Consider the following 15,370-nt stretch of genomic DNA (forward strand, 5'->3'; position numbering starts at 1 on the left):
GTTGAAACTATTGATATCCGATAGGGAAATTGGCATAATAATTTTTATGTGTTCGAGACTAATTTACTATATAGTTGTAATATAAATGAAAGGAAGTAAATATAATGATTCAGGTAGAAGAAGTACTCCGCTATAATTTAATCGAAGCAATATCAATGAAAAAGGATGAAATGATTCAGCTTGGTATGAAATATGGATTGGCACATTATAAAACAATAAAATGCAGCCAGCAACTAGATAAACTTTTAAATATACATCGTAATGGGACACAGTATTTCCTTAATCATTGACATGTTGAAGTAGATCATTTGCTTTTTGTTGTCAGAATTACACCACTTATTACCGCCACAGCTCCAATAATTTTCATTATTGTAATGGATTCACCTAGCCAAAAATAGGCACCAATCATGGTAACAATCGGCAAAAAGTTCAAAATACGGAAGCCTGTGATGCGCCAAGTATTCTTACTGCACGATTATAGAAAATTAATGCGAAGAAAGATGGAAATATACCAAGATACACTAGACTGCTTAGATTCATAGGTGTCAACAAGGAAGAAGGTATCCCTGTTATAATCCACTCTGCAACAACAAAAGGGAACAGGACTATAATTGATATTCCACTCATTACTAGAAGTGCAGCATTTTGTGGAAATAGATGCATGTATTCTTTTACAGTAATTGAATAGACTGCCCAGCAGCCAATTGCTCCAATCATGATGCCGTCTCCAACATTCCAGCTCATTTCAGCCAACTGAAATATCTTCCCGTCCATAACTACCCAAACAGCACCGACAAGGGATAATATGACTCCAGCCTTTTGTATGTTCCACAGCTTTTCTTTTAAAAGTACAGCACTTAATACGACCGTCACAACTGGTATAACCGTTTCAAGCACTGATACATTTGTTGACGTGGTAAATTGTAATGCGCCATAGATAAATGTATTGAAGAACGTAATTCCTGTTAAAGTCATAATTACAAATGGCTTTTTATATTCCCACATTTTAAAGCGATACTTCCAAGTCTTCTTTAAACCAAAAGGTAAAATGATCATAAAAGCTACTATCAACCGAAAAAACGCAATTGTGAAAGGTGGCAGTTCATTAATAGCTTTCCCCAGAAGAATATTTCCTGCATAGAAGATGACAACAAAAACCATCATTAAGTAAGGATAAATCATAGAATCACTCGCTAATTATTAAGTTAGCCTTAAGCTTATCAAAAATCCTTTCCACTTAAAAAGAAGCTGTACATCTAAAACACAGTACATATAGCTATGATTCCGATTGTCTAATCTCCGCTCGACTTTGGGGCCTTTCCGCTCGACTTTGGGGCCTTTCCGCTCGACTTTGGTCCGTTTCCGCTCGACTTTGAGGCCTTTTCGCTCGAGTGGGTCCGTTGTCGCTCGATAATCTGCTGCATAAGATACGGATCCATTTCAGTCTGCAACTGCATTTTGGATGATTGGCGCCAAATATCTAAAAAACCGCCTCGACTCATGTTCAGGTCGAAGCGGGTAATTTTTGATTGATTGGATAAGGGGATATCCTCCATATCCAGTCGATAAAACAGCTATATCGTTATACTATTTTACCAGGATTCAACACTCCACCAGGATCAAGAGCTTGTTTGATTTTTTGCATGACAACGAGTGATTCACCATGTTCTCTTGCCTGGTATTTATGTTTGCCTGTGCCGACACCGTGCTCACCGGTACATGTCCCACCTCTTGTAAGTGCATAATCAACAATTCGTTCATTTACGACATTAGCCTTTTCAATTTCTGCCGGATCATCGACATCTATCATTAATAGAATATGATAATTCCCATCCCCGACATGCCCAACGATACCGCCAGAAAGACCGGATTCATCGACGGCTTCTCTGGCATCTTTAACAGCTCCGGCCAGTTCAGAGATTGGAACACAGACATCCGTTACCATCTGCTTTCTACCCGGATGACCATGAATATATGCGTATGCAGCATTATGGCGGGCTTCCCATAGCTGATTTCTAGCAGCTGTATCTGACTCAAACTCTATTTTTTGACAGTTAATATCCTCAACAATTTCCTTCATAAATTCAACATCTTGCTGTAAGCCTGCCTCGTTACCGTGAAACTCCAGGAATAAAGTAGGTACTTCATTGTAATTGGTGTCACTAAAATGATTCATCTGTTTAATTGACTGCTCATCGACCAGTTCAACTCTTGCAACAGGAATTCCTGCCTGTAATATAGCAATCACCCCGTTAACAGCATCATCGACACTCCCAAATTCTGCTCGGGCAGCCATAATATGCTCGGGAATACCGATAACTTTTAACGTTAATTCGGTAAAACATCCTAGTGTCCCTTCCGAACCAACAAATAGACCATTCAAATGATAACCTGACGATGATTTTGCAGCCATGTTTCCTGTATGGATCACTGTTCCGTCAGCAAGCACAACTTCCATATCACGAACCTGATCCCGCATGATCCCATATCTAACTGCAGTTGTACCGCTGGCATTTGTTGCTGCCATTCCGCCTAATGTAGCATCTGCACCTGGGTCAACTGAGAAAAACAGTCCATACTTTTTCAGCTCTTTATCAAGCTGGGACCTTGTAACACCAGGCTGTACCTTTACTAGAAAGTCATCTTGTCGTACTTCAAGGACTTTGTTCATTAATGAGAAGTCAACGCTTATTCCACCCTCATATGGGATAGCATTACCTTCCAGGCTTGAACCCAGTCCAAATGGGGTGACAGGCTTTTTATACTTGTTTGCTAGTTTCATAATATTACTCATTTCATCGGCACTTTCCGGAAAAACGACAAGTTCAGGTGAATGTGGTTTATGGTAAGATTCATCTGAACTGTGTTGATCCAAAATTGTATCATTCATGGTAACTCGGTCAGCCGCCAGCACCTGCTGTAGTTCTTCAAAAAGCTTCATAATAAATTCTCCTCGCATCCGTTTTGTATTATTTTTCTTGAGAAATCTGAATTAGGTTTCCGCATGTATCATCAAAAATCGCAAAAGTTACAGGTCCCATTTCTGTTGGTTCTGCTGTGAATTCTACACCGCGTTTTTTCAACCGTTGGTATTCTTGCTGAATATCATCTACCGCAAAGGATGTCGTTGGTATTCCCTCATTATAAATCGCTTTTTGGTATGTTTTTGCAGCTGGATTATCATTTGGTTCTAAAAACAGTTCAACTGAGTCTGGTTCTTCTGGTGAAACAACAGTAATCCATTTAAAATCTCCGGCTGGCGTATCTGTTTTTTTCACAAAACCCAAAACATCCGTATAAAACCTCAACGCTTTCTCCTGATCCTCCACAAAAACACTCGTTATTTTTATTTTCATCGTTACCCTCCAGTAGTAAACTATTATTTCAATTGTACCATTTATTTTTCAAAATTTTAATTCACTTATACCAATTTGGAATACATTGTCTGAAATGATCATGATCTTCTATCACATCTAATGAGTAAGCCAGCATTCTTTCATAGTTTTCACTGCCAAGTTTCTTCCCCCAAACAAGCGCTGAGACAATATGCATTGCACTATACAAAGCATATAACTGCCAGAATGATTCATTAATGCCAGTATTGGTACGGTACCCGTCAATAATTCCTCTGGTAAACGCGATACTAATTCTTTTTGAAAAAAATCCTAGCTTATGTAAGTCATGAATCGGGTCTCCCCAATCCATCCGTTGAAAATCGATAATTCCGGAAAAAGTTTTACCCTGTATTAAGAGATTTGCAGGGTGGAAATCATCATGCTGAAATGTATTGGGTCTGTCCTTCAACAAATATTCATTCTTCTCTATATATATTGTAAGCATTTCCATGATATTTTCATCTAGATTAATTTCCTTTAGCTGCTCGAGGTATCTATTGTTCTTTTCTCTTTTAACAGAATACCAGGACGGATAATTTACAGGCGCTGAAAATTGATGCAGTTTAGATAATTCTTCACCTGCGTGAAATCCCGCAGCGTATTGCTCCTGTTCCGTTAAGTATTTCAGTATCACCTCAGCATCTGCACCTGGCAGGTAGTCAAGGACCATGTATGCGATTCCTTCATTTATAAGGGATTCAAATTCGAAGCCTTTTGGCACATAATTAGAAAATCCTGCTAGCTTATTTAATGTATTAAATTCTATCTTTCTACTTTCTTGATCCTTAATTGGAAAAATCCTGATAAGATATTTATTATCAACTACATATTTTTTGTCATGCGAGAATCCTTTATTCAGTTCCACAATAGCTTTAGCATTTTTTAAATATGAGATTTTTTCTTCTAAATTAACCAATTGACCACCACCCTTATAGAATAACAATACGATTAAAAAAGGTACAATTCAATTAGAATTGCACCTTGGGAAAAACTGATTATTCCCGACTGCTTCTCTTTCTTCTCTTAATAATAAAAAATACTGCCAGTCCAACAGCACCAAGGATGATGAGTACTGGTAAATTTCCTATAAAGAAGACGAACAAACTTGAAAAGGCTGATATAAGTACGTTGATACTTTTCATGAATTGTTGTTTTGTTTTTTCCCAGGTATTTAAATCTTCCTTATTTATACTTGAAATGGTTACATTTTTTTCTTGAATATGGATCGTTACCGTTGCTAAGTCGGCTTTATTTTCCAGGTAATTCATTCGACCTGTTATCTCTTCAATCTCTCCTTGAGTTTTAGCCAGATCACCTGAAATAGTTAAGAGGTCTTCTGTCTTTTCTGCTTTCTCCATAAATGAAAGTAACCGTTTCTCGACAACTCGTTTTGATTTTAATCGTGACTCCAAGTCTATGTATTCCTCAGTCACGTCCTGCCCGGAAATAGAACTTTCCAAAACCTCATTGCTACCGTCTTCCACTAATTGAACAAATTCTCGAAACTGCTCCTGGGGAATCCGTGCTGTTATCCGTCCATTTGTTGATCCATCTTCAGAGCCACCATGCATGTTTGATTCCACAATATAACCACCACGATCTGATACCTGGTTCTGAATATCATTTATTGCCTGTTGATAATTCTTCACTTCGATACGGAGATTAGCTGTATAAATTATTTTTCGATTTACATCGCTAACTTCCCCATTTTGGGATGTCGCATCTTCCTCTTGAGATTCGCCATCCTCACTTACAGCATCATCACCGCCACTTGAAACACTGCTATTTTCCTGGGACGATTTCTCTTCCGTATTCACATTGGCTCGATCACTACTCGATTCACTGTCCCCCGCCTCATTGCTGCAGGCAGTAATGAGGATACTAATACTAATAATCATGATAACGCGGAGTAAATATCTAATATTGACTACCCCCTTTTCTCTTTTAAACACAGACGGTATTTAAATGAAAAAGGTTACATATTTGTTTTAGTGAAACTGGCGCTATCAATTCTACCTTGATTTTGCCAGGATTTTTAATAAGTCTATCCTATTATCACTTTCTCCTTAGGATAATGGAATTTATCTTTAGTTACCTTACCTCTAATAAGGAATAAAAATGAGAATATACCAATCCTACCTACAAACATTAGAAAAATAATTATACCCTTACCAGCATTACTTAAATCAGATGTAATTCCCATTGACAGTCCGGTAGTTCCAAATGCTGAGGAAACCTCAAAAGCAATTGAAAGCAATGGAAAGGGTTCAACATAATTCAATACTATAATTGCAGTTATACATAACATTGCTGCAGTTGTTATAACAATAAATGAACGGATGACCTCTTCATTATCAAGTTCCCGTCCAAACACCTTAATACTAGTTCTTCCTTTAGCGTAATTATAAATTGCTAACAGCATTATAGCGAATGTCGTTGTTCGAATACCTCCTCCTACACTACTTGGAGATGCACCAATAAACATTAACACACACATCATTATAAGCGTCGGGGAAGTAAATTCATTTACATCCATTGTTGCCAGACCACCATTTCTGGTCGTAACTGACTGAAATAGACTATAAAATATTCTTTCATGCCAGCTTTTATCAGCAAAGAACAATGAATTATGTTCTAAAATTAAAATTAATAGCCACCCGGCTAAGATAAGTGCAAAAAACGTTACCGTGGTAAGTTTTGAAAATAAAGAGAAACTATGTTTTGGGTTACGTTCATGATAATCTCCTCTTATAAAATCCTGTAGTTCCAGTAATACCGGGAATCCAATTGCCCCTAAGGTTAATAAAATAATATTGATAAATTGAACGAAATAGTCATTAGCAAAAGGAACAAGCGATGAGCCAGTTATATCAAAACCAGCATTCGTCGTAGCACTAACTGCCCCGAAAAATCCTTGTAATAATGCTTCTTGCCATGTGTCAAAGTAAGATAAAAAGTATGTACTTAATATAATAGTACCTATTAATTCAATTAGTAAAACAATCTTCAGGATTTTTAACAATAATTGAACGAGCCCTCCTAAAGTTGTTTGGTTTTGGTCAATTTGAATGAGTTGTCTACCTCTTAGGCCAACTTTTTTCCCGAGAAGAATCCAAATAAAAGTTCCTAAGGTCATTATCCCAATCCCGCCAAACTGCAATACTACAGAAAGCGCAATACTTCCAGCAGCATTAAACGTATCCGCAGTTGAAACAACTGTGAGCCCTGTAACACTGACAGCACTTACAGAAGTAAACAAAATATCAATAAACGTTAAATCCACACCTTCATTATGAAAGAAAGGAATACTCAGTAATAACATCGAAAATATAACTGCTATCAAATAGAACAAGACGATTAGTCTAATTGTAGATAGGTAACTTACTTTAAATAATTTTGAAAATTTATTCATTAGAAAGTCTCCTTGCATTTTAAAAGACAACTTTATATGATAATAAACTGTATTATACAGGAAAGTAAATAAGAAATTCTGTAATTTTTTCTATAAAAAATAATCGTTCAATAAAAGAACGATTATTTACTAATAAATGAGCAATTTTTATATTTTGTTAGCCTACATTTTTAAATACGTTAATTAAAAACAGAATCGCACCAACTACAATCATAATAGATCCAATTATCGTTAAAACTACGATTGAATGGTTAGATGTTAATAGCATTGCTAACTTCGTCTCACCAGCCTTTGGAAAACAATAATAAATAATTCTTAGAAAACTTGGCTTATCGCCAAGCCTTAGTTGCACTTATGCAGTAAGAAAGTATTTATACTTTCTTAACTGCCGAATAAAGCGAGTGACACCCAACCTAACAAATTTAAATGTGCATGAACAGAAGTGAAACTAAAATTTTCTGTAATGCCCATTGTAAGCCCTAAACAAACTCCTAAGACAGAGTATACTGCTGCAATCTTAAGAAACCGCGCGGCAATATGACGACTCCCTCCTTCCATCCTCCTTATCTAGAATTATAGATAAATAAATGTTTAAAAAATCGATTAATTCTTTGATAATTTGTTATGGGCTATATGTTAGAATAATTTTATGTTAAATATCGAGGTGTAGAATATTGAATCAATCAATCGTAAAAGCAAATACAACGTATACAGTGGCAATTGCTGATATATGTGCAGCGGGATGGAAACAGACAGTAGAAGGAAAGTTAAGCGAAGAGTACCAAACGAAAAATGTTGATTTTTGGTATAACCATGAAAAAGTTTATCATGACATAAAAGCCGGGCTTTATTCACATGTAGCACTATTCAACTCAGAAGCTGTCGGAGTAATTGGTGGCGCTATGACCGGTCCTAATGTGGGAGAGATATTTGTCCTTTATGTAGATGAGACGTATCGATATAAAGGAATAGGAAAACGTCTTCTGGAAGTATTTACGAAACAGCAAATTGACAGTGGCGCAACTGAGCAATGGGTATCGGTGCAGGACGAAAATCAGCGGGGTATCCCTTTTTATGAGGCAAGAGGCTTTCTGTATCAAAAGGAAAAAAATTCAATTACCGACACCGGAGAGAAACAAGTTTCCTTACGCTATTCCAGACAACTGGATTAGTATATTACAGAAAGGAACACTAAGCGGAACCAGCACACACATAGCTGACCAGACGGATCCTCATTCCGTTATTTGTGACAAATCCCTTGTTTCGAGCTTAGCTTCGGATCGTCATTCCGTTATTTGCCTTTTTTAACCCCATATTCCATTGATTTTGTACTTTTAGCGGAACCAGGATCCGCTTCACCCCTCTTAGACCAGCTTTTGTCATTTTAGCGGAATGAGGATCCACTTCACCTCTTGCTGAAGTGGTCTGCATTTCACAAGTCCATTTTTTCATAAACGCAGCATTTTTAAGTATCCCTTTACATGGAAATGACGTGTGTATATTGATAGTTTCACCCTTGAGATAAAGCGTTATAATTTTTACTTGTTATCTCACCTAAATTATTGTACAATAATAAATAATTGATTAATCAATCATTTAAAGGAGGCGTTACCTTGGCTAAACCAAGATCTGGTGAAAAGCGCACTAAGATTTTTCGGACTGCACTCCGACTTTTTGCTCAAAACGGATACTCAAAGACAACTATCAAAGACATTGCTGCAGAATCCAATGTCAGCTTTGGCACTGTATTTACCTACTTCGAGAACAAGGAGGAACTTTTCCATCTATGCGTAACAGAACCAATTGAAGAATTTCGGCATCATCTGCTTGAAACAAGTGGGATCCTGGAATACTTTTCCATAGATAAGTTAAAAGAAATGATTAACGAACATGTTGCGTATTTTTTAGAGAAAGAAGATTACTTACGGGTGATTCAATATGTAATTGGGCAGCCGGAAAGATTCTCTAAGATGATGGAAGAATTGGATCTGTTTTCAGATGAATTCATGTCATTCGTTCAGAATGTTGTCAAAACAGGCATGGAAAAAGGTGTTCTACCAGAAAGTAATCCTGAAGAAGTTGGATATGGTTACCTCGCTTTTCTTATGGGGGCTCGGCTGACATTCACCGATTACCCAGGAGTACAATTAACCAATGCTTTAGAAAAACAGGCCTATCGATTGTTCGGAATTGGTATTTAGGGGGAAGTTAAATGAAACGATTCAACTCTTTACATAAATCTATTAAAATACGCCTGTATTTGCAATTTGCTACTGTCTTGGCAACTGCCACCATCATGCCTTACATCGCGGTTTATTTCACCGGATTAGTTGGCCCCAAAATAACCGGACTGCTTGTAGTACTTGTCATTTGCTCCGGTATCATAGGTGGATTACTCGGCGGATATTGGTCGGATCAGATTGGACGAAAAAAGCTGCTCGTCCTCGCTGAATTGGGTCTTGGTATCTCCTTTTTAGCAATTGCTTTCGTTAATTCTCCATGGACGGTAATGCCTTATGTCAGTTTTGCATTCTTTTTAATAAACATGTTCAGTAATGGGATATATATTCCTGTTTCAACTTCCATGATTTACGATTTGGTACAAAAAGAAGATCGTACATTTGTTTTTACTGCAATATATTGGATTGCAAACTTGGGAACAGCGCTCGGGACTATAACAGGGGCATTCCTGTTTGAGGAATATCATTTTTATTTATTTATTTTTGTCGCTTCCATAGCACTTCTTTCTTCAGTCATTACATACTTATACATCAGTGAGACATTCACCAAAAAAGTTGGAGAATCTGACAAGGTAGTAAAATCACCATCCATATGGTCCAATTATCAACATGTTTTAAAAGACCGTATTTATATCATTTTTCTGATTGGAACATTGTGTGTAGTCTCGCTTGAAAGTCATCTAACTAATTATATAGCAGTTCATTTACAAAATACAGTTGAGGAAACTTCCTTGTTCGGGTTCATTACAATCGATGGGATAAATATGATAGGAATTTTGCACGCAGAAAACACATTACTTATCGTATTAGCAGTTGGCCTGGTAAGCTGGTTAATTAAAAAAACATCTGATTACACGCGGCTTATCTACGGAATGGCAATCTACGTGTGCAGCTACGCCATTTTAAGTTACACTTCTGCCCCATTACTGCTGATTGGATTGATGGTATTCATTTCAATTGGTGAACTAATGTATGCTCCAGTTCGTCAAAGTTTGCTTGCTGATTTGGCAGACGAATCCCATCGCAGCTCCTACCTTGCGCTGAATAGTTTCATGGATCAAGGGACAATGATTTTAGCAGGTGCCGTCATCACAATTGGAGGAATCTTGCCGGGATATATTATAAGCAGCGGTTTCCTGTTAGCGGGTATGACAGGAGTGTTTTTGATGGCTTATGTCGTGAATCAGCTAAAAAGAAATGAGCATAATCAACAAAAGCAAACTGGATAGCTCACTTCTTTTATGGATTCTTTTAGTGACCTTTAACCTGAAAGATGTGAAACCTGGTTAAAATCTCTTACATTCCACTTTTCTTCTTGGAAATAAATATTGCTTATACAGGCGTTAACTAGTTTGGTTTTTCCTGCACCTATCTCACCATTTGAAATAGTGCCGAGGATAGAATTTATAACTGCACCATGTGCTACAAGCAACAGCATACTGCCCTGGTAAGTTTGGTTTATTTCATGAATGCCTGTGATAATTCGTTCTTTAAATGACTGCTCGTCCTCCTGATTTGGAAATATTTTATCCGGAAATCTTTCTAACCTCTCTTGTGGTGTCGTTCCTTCAGCATCACCAAAAGATTTTTCCTTAAAAGCAGCCATTTCAGCAAAAGGGATATTCAATTTTTCATTTATAATCTCAGCCGTTTGCTTCGCTCTTGTCAATGGACTTGTAATTATTACATCCCATTGCGAGGACTCTAAAAATGCAGCGCATTCCTCAGCCTGCAAAATACCTGTTGTATTTAAAGGTATATCCGTCGCTCCCTGCAGCTTTTGGGATGCGTTCCAATCTGTTTCTCCATGTCTTATTAAGCATATAGTAGTGATGATTACATCCTCCCTTATTTCCTGGTTTTAATAAATACCTCATAGGTAAATCCTTTTTCCCATTATAACCTGAACATCATCCATTGATATAACTGCAGCATTTTCCTTAATAACTTCCCGCCCCTTGCTTATGTATAAATTTATCGCAGGGTTGTTTTCTACCGAAGTTGTTAAAACGGATGTATCATGATCAATCTCGCTTAGTAGTCTATCATGCAATTTTCGACCGACACCCATGCGCCTAACATTGGTGTCTACGGCTAATTCAACAAACTCGAAACAATCGCTTAACCATTCGATTTGTTGTTGGTCTGTCAATTGTGCTGCCAGTTTTTCACGATAAAATTGATCAAGCAAGCTTGTATATCCATATGAAAATCCAATTAACGTTCCACTTTCATCTTTGGCCTTTAATCCCTTGAAACCTTCATAGCTAGTATGTTTATTGATATTTTCAACAGTATTCTCAAAGTCCATGGAAGTATAGTTATCTCCTATAAACGTTTTACAGTAAAGTCCTGCAACGCTATGTAAATCTTCATCCTTTTTACCAAACGGAGTAATCATATTGTTATTAATCATTGAACCTCTTCTCCCAATTCGCCTTTGTATATGCAATGATTATTCCTAGTCGTTGCATGTTAGTTTTGCTTGTACGGCCTGACCTGCAAGTAATCTTAATACGTGGTATCCGCAATTGTTTCATATTTCAACCCCAACCCATCTTCAACAGTGACACGGAGTTCAACATTAGCTTCCTCGCCTATCTCATCTTCAAGATTGTAGGAGTTATGATAGTTGATATTTTCAGTAAAAGAATCGGAGTGCATACCCTGATTCCTCTCTAATATATCCATTTCCTTGATGGGTTCTCCATCTACATATAGCAAGGCCTTGGCGCTTTTCACTTTTAAATCATCTTTATTTTCTGCAAGCATAAACTCCTGCTCTAAGCGATTATGAATGCTTATGTTCACTTCAAATTGCCCATTACCTCTTGGATGTAAAAAAGCATCAATCATGATCCGATTGTCTAACTGTTCTTTAAATTTCAGGTTTAACAAGTCCTCACTTCTCTTACCATCCGCTGAAGTCGCTATTACTTGTGTTTCATAATTTCCTTTCAATGGAAAAGTATGCTCTAGAGAATAGTTTAGCCCACCTTTATTATTAACTTCAAGCTCCGTCCACTCCTGAGTACCTTCTTCTCGATATAAGAAAGCTAACTTCTCTTCATCAAGCAGGTCTCGTAAACTCCATTCTAAAATCACGTCAATTTTATTTTCCTCTAAATCGACATTAGTAATTTTATATTCTTTTTCTGGTATCCATAATTGCTCTCGTAAGAATTTATCCATCTGTGAATTTACTTGCGAAGATATATTTCGTACAGAATTGTTTACATTTTGGACTTCACCTTGCATATTATCTAACGTCTGTATTCTGTCCTCTACATTACTAATTTTAACGTAGTTTAATAGACTAAAGATTATAAGAATACCAATTGCTATACTATAAATTATGTTTTGTTTTGACAAATCTCTACCCCCATAATAAAAAATTAGAAACCAATTACTAAATTCAAATTAACTCTATTTTACATCTATAGTAACTCTTTGTTATCTTCAATTTCAAAATTAACCCCTCCTGTTTCACTAAATGAAGTATCGACCCGACGTCATCGTAAAAATTTATCGTATTTATCAATTACATCCATATCTAACCCAGTAGTTGATTGAGCTTCCCTTTGCATTGATTCGTTACATTTTTTACAGACATAGTATGCTTTTGGATTTGCTTTAATTTTTTGGTACTGAGAATCTGAATAATCAATTGTATAACTCTTTTTACAGAAAAAGCACTTTGTTTTTATCATTCTTACCCGCTCCCCTATCCTGGATTTGTAAACTTCAATAGTTTTTCGCTCACATCGATAATTGGCTGCTGATTACAGGCTGTAAATCATTAAATATCTGGGTTTCAAGCGTCCTCATCCTCTGGGAAAACATACTTATTTTTTATACAGAGCTTTGTTAGTGTACTATTTGTTTAACAAGCTGTTCTGCAATATTAAGAGAATCCTGCTTATTTATTTCATCATTAAATATCACATTTAAATTGTACGAACCTTCTCCAGTATTAATTGTAAATATTGCATGCTTATCGTCAGCTAAAGTTTGAACTTTTTCTCCTGAAATAGTTGTAACTTCAGAGTTAACTATTTTAGTTTCAGAGTTACTTACCTCAATATAAAAGTCATTCCTGCTGTCAGGGTTCCCGAATAAAACATTCATTTTATGCCCTTTTCTTAAAAGCTCTTTTTCTTCCCTAGTTAGCTCAGGTAAATTGTCTTTTTCAATGGTATACCCAAACCGAACTCTCTTCTTCTCACCAACAGGAGGATATTCAATACTAGCAAAGTTCATAACAAAGCCTTGAAATTTTGGAATTTCGACATTATATTTGACCTCATAATTAATCTGATCCTGAACGGTTTGAGTTGTAGCCTGCTTGCTACAGCCTGATACTATGAAGACCATAATCATAGTAAATAAAAATATTCTCAGCGTCATCAACCCCCAAAGTTGAAGAACTCCCTACTATATATATATTTCGCCAAATATGTCCAAATTCCTTTAAACAATTGGATTGTTCCAATAGTTGGGCACCATTAAAATTAAATAAATATTATATTTTTAAAATGAATTTTTTGTAGATATAATTCGTCTTATATATAGAAAAAATTATCAAATGGGAGGATGGTGCCTCGTTGGATAAGTTTGTCGAGCAATACCGGAACAACGAAATTGATAAAGACCAATTAATTCAAGAATTGATGACACATTACGGGTCACAGGTCACAAGATTGGCCTACTCCTATGTCAAAGATGTACAGACTGCTGAAAATATCGCACAGGATGTATTCATTAAATGTTATAAAAAGATGCATCATCTTAAAAAAGGTTCAGCTATTAGACCGTGGATCAACAGTATCACTATCAACAAGTGCAAGGATCACTTTCGAAGTGGATGGGTAAAACATCTGCGTCTCAATGTAGACTTTTCTAAATTTATTAAAAGCACGGCTCCATCTCCAGAAGCCGAGATGGCAAAAAAGGATCAGCATGACGATCTTACTAAAGAAGTCCTTTCCCTTCCTGTTAAATACCGGGAAGTAATCATCTGTTATCACTTTCAAGAGCTGTCTATCAATGAAACCAGTGAACTGCTGAATGTAAAAGTGCCAACAGTCTCGTCAAGATTAAGAAGAGCTCGTCTAATGCTGAAAGAAAAACTGGGGGGGGACCATAAATGAAGGAAAGACTAAACGAATTCTCAAAAAAATCCACCTTAAACAACATTGATTTTTCTGAAGAGAGCCGTGAACAGGTGATGCAACAGATCTCAAAGAAAAGTAAAGTAAATGTATTTTCAATGTGGAACAAAAGAATATTGAGCGCAGCAACACTCTTGCTTTTATTAATGGTTCCAGCCTATATCACCTTTAACTCATTACAGGATGATGCAACAGATCCGAACGAAAATCTATCTGGGCCAAGTGAAGATTCTGAGGTACAGACAGTTGAACCAGAAAAACCACCACTCGAAGACTTGGATAATCAGTATGAAAGCATGGTTGTGCAAGAATATAATGAACAACTAGAGGTAGTAAATTATGACACGAAACAGGAGCTGACTGATGCCTTTACCGAAATAATGAGTCAGGACTTAGCAATACAAAGTGCAGATCAATTTTTCCGTGTAAACAATGGAGAACTATTTGTCAGTGAGTCAGGAGGACCAGCGCTAATTGATTTCGATACAGAATATAACTTAACCAAAATTAGTGATAAGGAGTACGAATTAACACAAACACAAGAAAGCGAATTTACAGGGAATATCCGTTTGACCGTTACCTATCAATATCAAGAAGGTGACTGGATTATCGCAGATAGAAACGCGGAATCCTTGGACAGTCAATAATAATAAATTTAAAGCACCGCATTTGCGGTGCTTTTTGCAACTTACCAAGTATATGATGAAACTTCCACAATTTCACTATTTTCAATCGGCTTCCCCTTATAAACTAAAGCCCCATGATTATTAGAATGCAGTGATACTCTTATTTTAGTTTTTCCTTCCTCCAAATCACCTAAATTAAAATAATTTCCATATAGACGGTTTATCTTTTCACCATTTATGTATAAATGAACATGGCCTTCATTATAGCTTGGAATATCAGACCCTACCTTATCAGGTGCAAACGTAAAATGTTTTGTTTTGAGGTGTAAAAGCCATGTATTCGGACGATCTTGTGAAACTTTAACCTCCACAGAAGGTACCGTATATCCTTCTGGTATCTCAACTGGTTTATGGGTTATATGCCCCTCACTATTGATTAAGTGCGAGTTCTGATTTACAAAATAAAAAAATAATACTAAAAAGATTACTGTAAAGCCAGTAAAACTCCTTATCTTTTTCATCCTTA

19 protein-coding genes and 1 pseudogene are annotated in these 15,370 nt (G+C 36.6%); 6 read left to right on the forward strand and 14 right to left on the reverse strand.

Annotated features, from left to right (window positions below; all coding sequences use genetic code 11):
- Positions 1-104: 104 nt before the first annotated feature.
- On the forward strand, positions 105-290 hold the full coding sequence (locus tag BMY13_RS16800) for an aspartyl-phosphate phosphatase Spo0E family protein (protein WP_092493344.1): 186 nt from the start codon (positions 105-107) through the stop codon (positions 288-290).
- A gap of 14 nt (positions 291-304) precedes the next feature.
- On the opposite strand, the pseudogene BMY13_RS16805 reads toward BMY13_RS16800, so the two are convergent.
- The 7 genes and pseudogenes from BMY13_RS16805 to BMY13_RS19300 form a co-directional block, all read right to left on the reverse strand.
- Positions 305-1,182: pseudogene (locus tag BMY13_RS16805) on the reverse strand (DMT family transporter).
- 400 nt (positions 1,183-1,582) lie between these two features.
- Positions 1,583-2,941 carry an FAD-binding oxidoreductase gene (locus tag BMY13_RS16810; protein ID WP_092506035.1) on the reverse strand — a complete coding sequence of 453 codons (1,359 nt, stop codon included), beginning with the start codon at positions 2,939-2,941 and terminating at the stop codon, positions 1,583-1,585.
- 28 nt (positions 2,942-2,969) lie between these two features.
- Positions 2,970-3,356 (reverse strand): VOC family protein, encoded by a 387-nt coding sequence (locus BMY13_RS16815; RefSeq protein ID WP_092506038.1) that lies wholly within the window; start codon positions 3,354-3,356, stop codon positions 2,970-2,972.
- A gap of 61 nt (positions 3,357-3,417) precedes the next feature.
- On the reverse strand, positions 3,418-4,311 hold the full coding sequence (locus tag BMY13_RS16820; protein WP_092506040.1) for an aminoglycoside phosphotransferase family protein: 894 nt from the start codon (positions 4,309-4,311) through the stop codon (positions 3,418-3,420).
- A gap of 79 nt (positions 4,312-4,390) precedes the next feature.
- On the reverse strand, positions 4,391-5,212 hold the full coding sequence (locus BMY13_RS16825) for a DUF4349 domain-containing protein (protein ID WP_175476850.1): 822 nt from the start codon (positions 5,210-5,212) through the stop codon (positions 4,391-4,393).
- Positions 5,213-5,439: 227 nt separating this feature from the next.
- Positions 5,440-6,807 carry a TrkH family potassium uptake protein gene (locus tag BMY13_RS16830; protein WP_092506044.1) on the reverse strand — a complete coding sequence of 456 codons (1,368 nt, stop codon included), beginning with the start codon at positions 6,805-6,807 and terminating at the stop codon, positions 5,440-5,442.
- A 381-nt stretch (positions 6,808-7,188) separates the two neighbouring features.
- Entirely contained in the window at positions 7,189-7,365 is a 177-nt protein-coding gene (locus BMY13_RS19300) for a hypothetical protein (RefSeq protein WP_175476851.1), read from the reverse strand.
- Between the two features lie 116 nt (positions 7,366-7,481).
- Between BMY13_RS19300 and BMY13_RS16840 the strand changes: the two genes are divergently transcribed.
- The gene (locus tag BMY13_RS16840) at positions 7,482-7,979 is read left to right on the forward strand and encodes a GNAT family N-acetyltransferase (protein ID WP_092506046.1); all 498 of its coding nucleotides are present in this window, start codon (positions 7,482-7,484) and stop codon (positions 7,977-7,979) included.
- A gap of 97 nt (positions 7,980-8,076) precedes the next feature.
- On the opposite strand, the gene BMY13_RS16845 is transcribed toward BMY13_RS16840, so the two are convergent.
- Complete coding sequence (locus BMY13_RS16845; protein ID WP_092493336.1) at positions 8,077-8,259, reverse strand: hypothetical protein; 183 nt, start codon at positions 8,257-8,259, stop codon at positions 8,077-8,079.
- A gap of 161 nt (positions 8,260-8,420) precedes the next feature.
- Between BMY13_RS16845 and BMY13_RS16850 the strand changes: the two genes are divergently transcribed.
- On the forward strand, positions 8,421-9,008 hold the full coding sequence (locus BMY13_RS16850; RefSeq protein WP_175476852.1) for a TetR/AcrR family transcriptional regulator: 588 nt from the start codon (positions 8,421-8,423) through the stop codon (positions 9,006-9,008).
- A gap of 11 nt (positions 9,009-9,019) precedes the next feature.
- Positions 9,020-10,276, forward strand: a complete 1,257-nt coding sequence (locus tag BMY13_RS16855; RefSeq protein WP_092506050.1) for an MFS transporter — start codon at positions 9,020-9,022, stop codon at positions 10,274-10,276.
- A gap of 32 nt (positions 10,277-10,308) precedes the next feature.
- Here the strand turns inward: BMY13_RS16855 and BMY13_RS16860 are convergent, their stop codons facing one another.
- The 5 genes from BMY13_RS16860 to BMY13_RS16880 all read right to left on the reverse strand — a co-directional run bounded on the left by BMY13_RS16860 (position 10,309) and on the right by BMY13_RS16880 (position 13,454).
- Entirely contained in the window at positions 10,309-10,881 is a 573-nt protein-coding gene (locus tag BMY13_RS16860) for a histidine phosphatase family protein (protein WP_092506052.1), read from the reverse strand.
- 39 nt (positions 10,882-10,920) lie between these two features.
- A complete protein-coding gene (locus BMY13_RS16865; RefSeq protein WP_092506054.1) occupies positions 10,921-11,463 on the reverse strand; it encodes a GNAT family N-acetyltransferase in 543 nt (180 codons plus the stop codon).
- A 95-nt stretch (positions 11,464-11,558) separates the two neighbouring features.
- On the reverse strand, positions 11,559-12,419 hold the full coding sequence (locus tag BMY13_RS16870) for a hypothetical protein (protein WP_092493331.1): 861 nt from the start codon (positions 12,417-12,419) through the stop codon (positions 11,559-11,561).
- Positions 12,420-12,559: 140 nt separating this feature from the next.
- A complete protein-coding gene (locus tag BMY13_RS20090) occupies positions 12,560-12,757 on the reverse strand; it encodes a DUF2197 domain-containing protein (RefSeq protein ID WP_092493330.1) in 198 nt (65 codons plus the stop codon).
- Between the two features lie 157 nt (positions 12,758-12,914).
- On the reverse strand, positions 12,915-13,454 hold the full coding sequence (locus BMY13_RS16880; RefSeq protein WP_092493329.1) for a hypothetical protein: 540 nt from the start codon (positions 13,452-13,454) through the stop codon (positions 12,915-12,917).
- Positions 13,455-13,651: 197 nt separating this feature from the next.
- On the opposite strand from BMY13_RS16880, the gene BMY13_RS16885 reads away from it, so the two are divergent.
- A complete protein-coding gene (locus BMY13_RS16885) occupies positions 13,652-14,197 on the forward strand; it encodes a sigma-70 family RNA polymerase sigma factor (protein ID WP_092506056.1) in 546 nt (181 codons plus the stop codon).
- Entirely contained in the window at positions 14,194-14,865 is a 672-nt protein-coding gene (locus BMY13_RS16890) for a hypothetical protein (RefSeq protein ID WP_092506058.1), read from the forward strand. Before BMY13_RS16885 ends, BMY13_RS16890 begins: the two co-directional genes overlap by 4 nt.
- A gap of 41 nt (positions 14,866-14,906) precedes the next feature.
- Here BMY13_RS16890 and BMY13_RS16895 read toward each other — a convergent pair whose 3' ends face one another.
- A complete protein-coding gene (locus BMY13_RS16895; protein ID WP_139184838.1) occupies positions 14,907-15,365 on the reverse strand; it encodes a hypothetical protein in 459 nt (152 codons plus the stop codon).
- Positions 15,366-15,370: the final 5 nt, after the last annotated feature.

The sequence above is a fragment of the Virgibacillus subterraneus genome, from assembly GCF_900110695.1.
Taxonomy (GTDB): domain Bacteria; phylum Bacillota; class Bacilli; order Bacillales; family Amphibacillaceae; genus Lentibacillus; species Lentibacillus subterraneus.

Coding starts and splice junctions, on each gene's coding strand:
- BMY13_RS16800 (WP_092493344.1), top strand. CDS start 105: ATGATTCAGGTAGAAGAAGTACTCCGCTATAATTTAATCGAAGCAATA.
- BMY13_RS16810 (WP_092506035.1), bottom strand. CDS start 2,941: ATGAAGCTTTTTGAAGAACTACAGCAGGTGCTGGCGGCTGACCGAGTT.
- BMY13_RS16815 (WP_092506038.1), bottom strand. CDS start 3,356: ATGAAAATAAAAATAACGAGTGTTTTTGTGGAGGATCAGGAGAAAGCG.
- BMY13_RS16830 (WP_092506044.1), bottom strand. CDS start 6,807: ATGAATAAATTTTCAAAATTATTTAAAGTAAGTTACCTATCTACAATT.
- BMY13_RS19300 (WP_175476851.1), bottom strand. CDS start 7,365: ATGGAAGGAGGGAGTCGTCATATTGCCGCGCGGTTTCTTAAGATTGCA.
- BMY13_RS16845 (WP_092493336.1), bottom strand. CDS start 8,259: ATGAAAAAATGGACTTGTGAAATGCAGACCACTTCAGCAAGAGGTGAA.
- BMY13_RS16855 (WP_092506050.1), top strand. CDS start 9,020: ATGAAACGATTCAACTCTTTACATAAATCTATTAAAATACGCCTGTAT.
- BMY13_RS16865 (WP_092506054.1), bottom strand. CDS start 11,463: ATGATTAATAACAATATGATTACTCCGTTTGGTAAAAAGGATGAAGAT.
- BMY13_RS20090 (WP_092493330.1), bottom strand. CDS start 12,757: ATGATAAAAACAAAGTGCTTTTTCTGTAAAAAGAGTTATACAATTGAT.
- BMY13_RS16880 (WP_092493329.1), bottom strand. CDS start 13,454: ATGACGCTGAGAATATTTTTATTTACTATGATTATGGTCTTCATAGTA.
- BMY13_RS16890 (WP_092506058.1), top strand. CDS start 14,194: ATGAAGGAAAGACTAAACGAATTCTCAAAAAAATCCACCTTAAACAAC.
- BMY13_RS16895 (WP_139184838.1), bottom strand. CDS start 15,365: ATGAAAAAGATAAGGAGTTTTACTGGCTTTACAGTAATCTTTTTAGTA.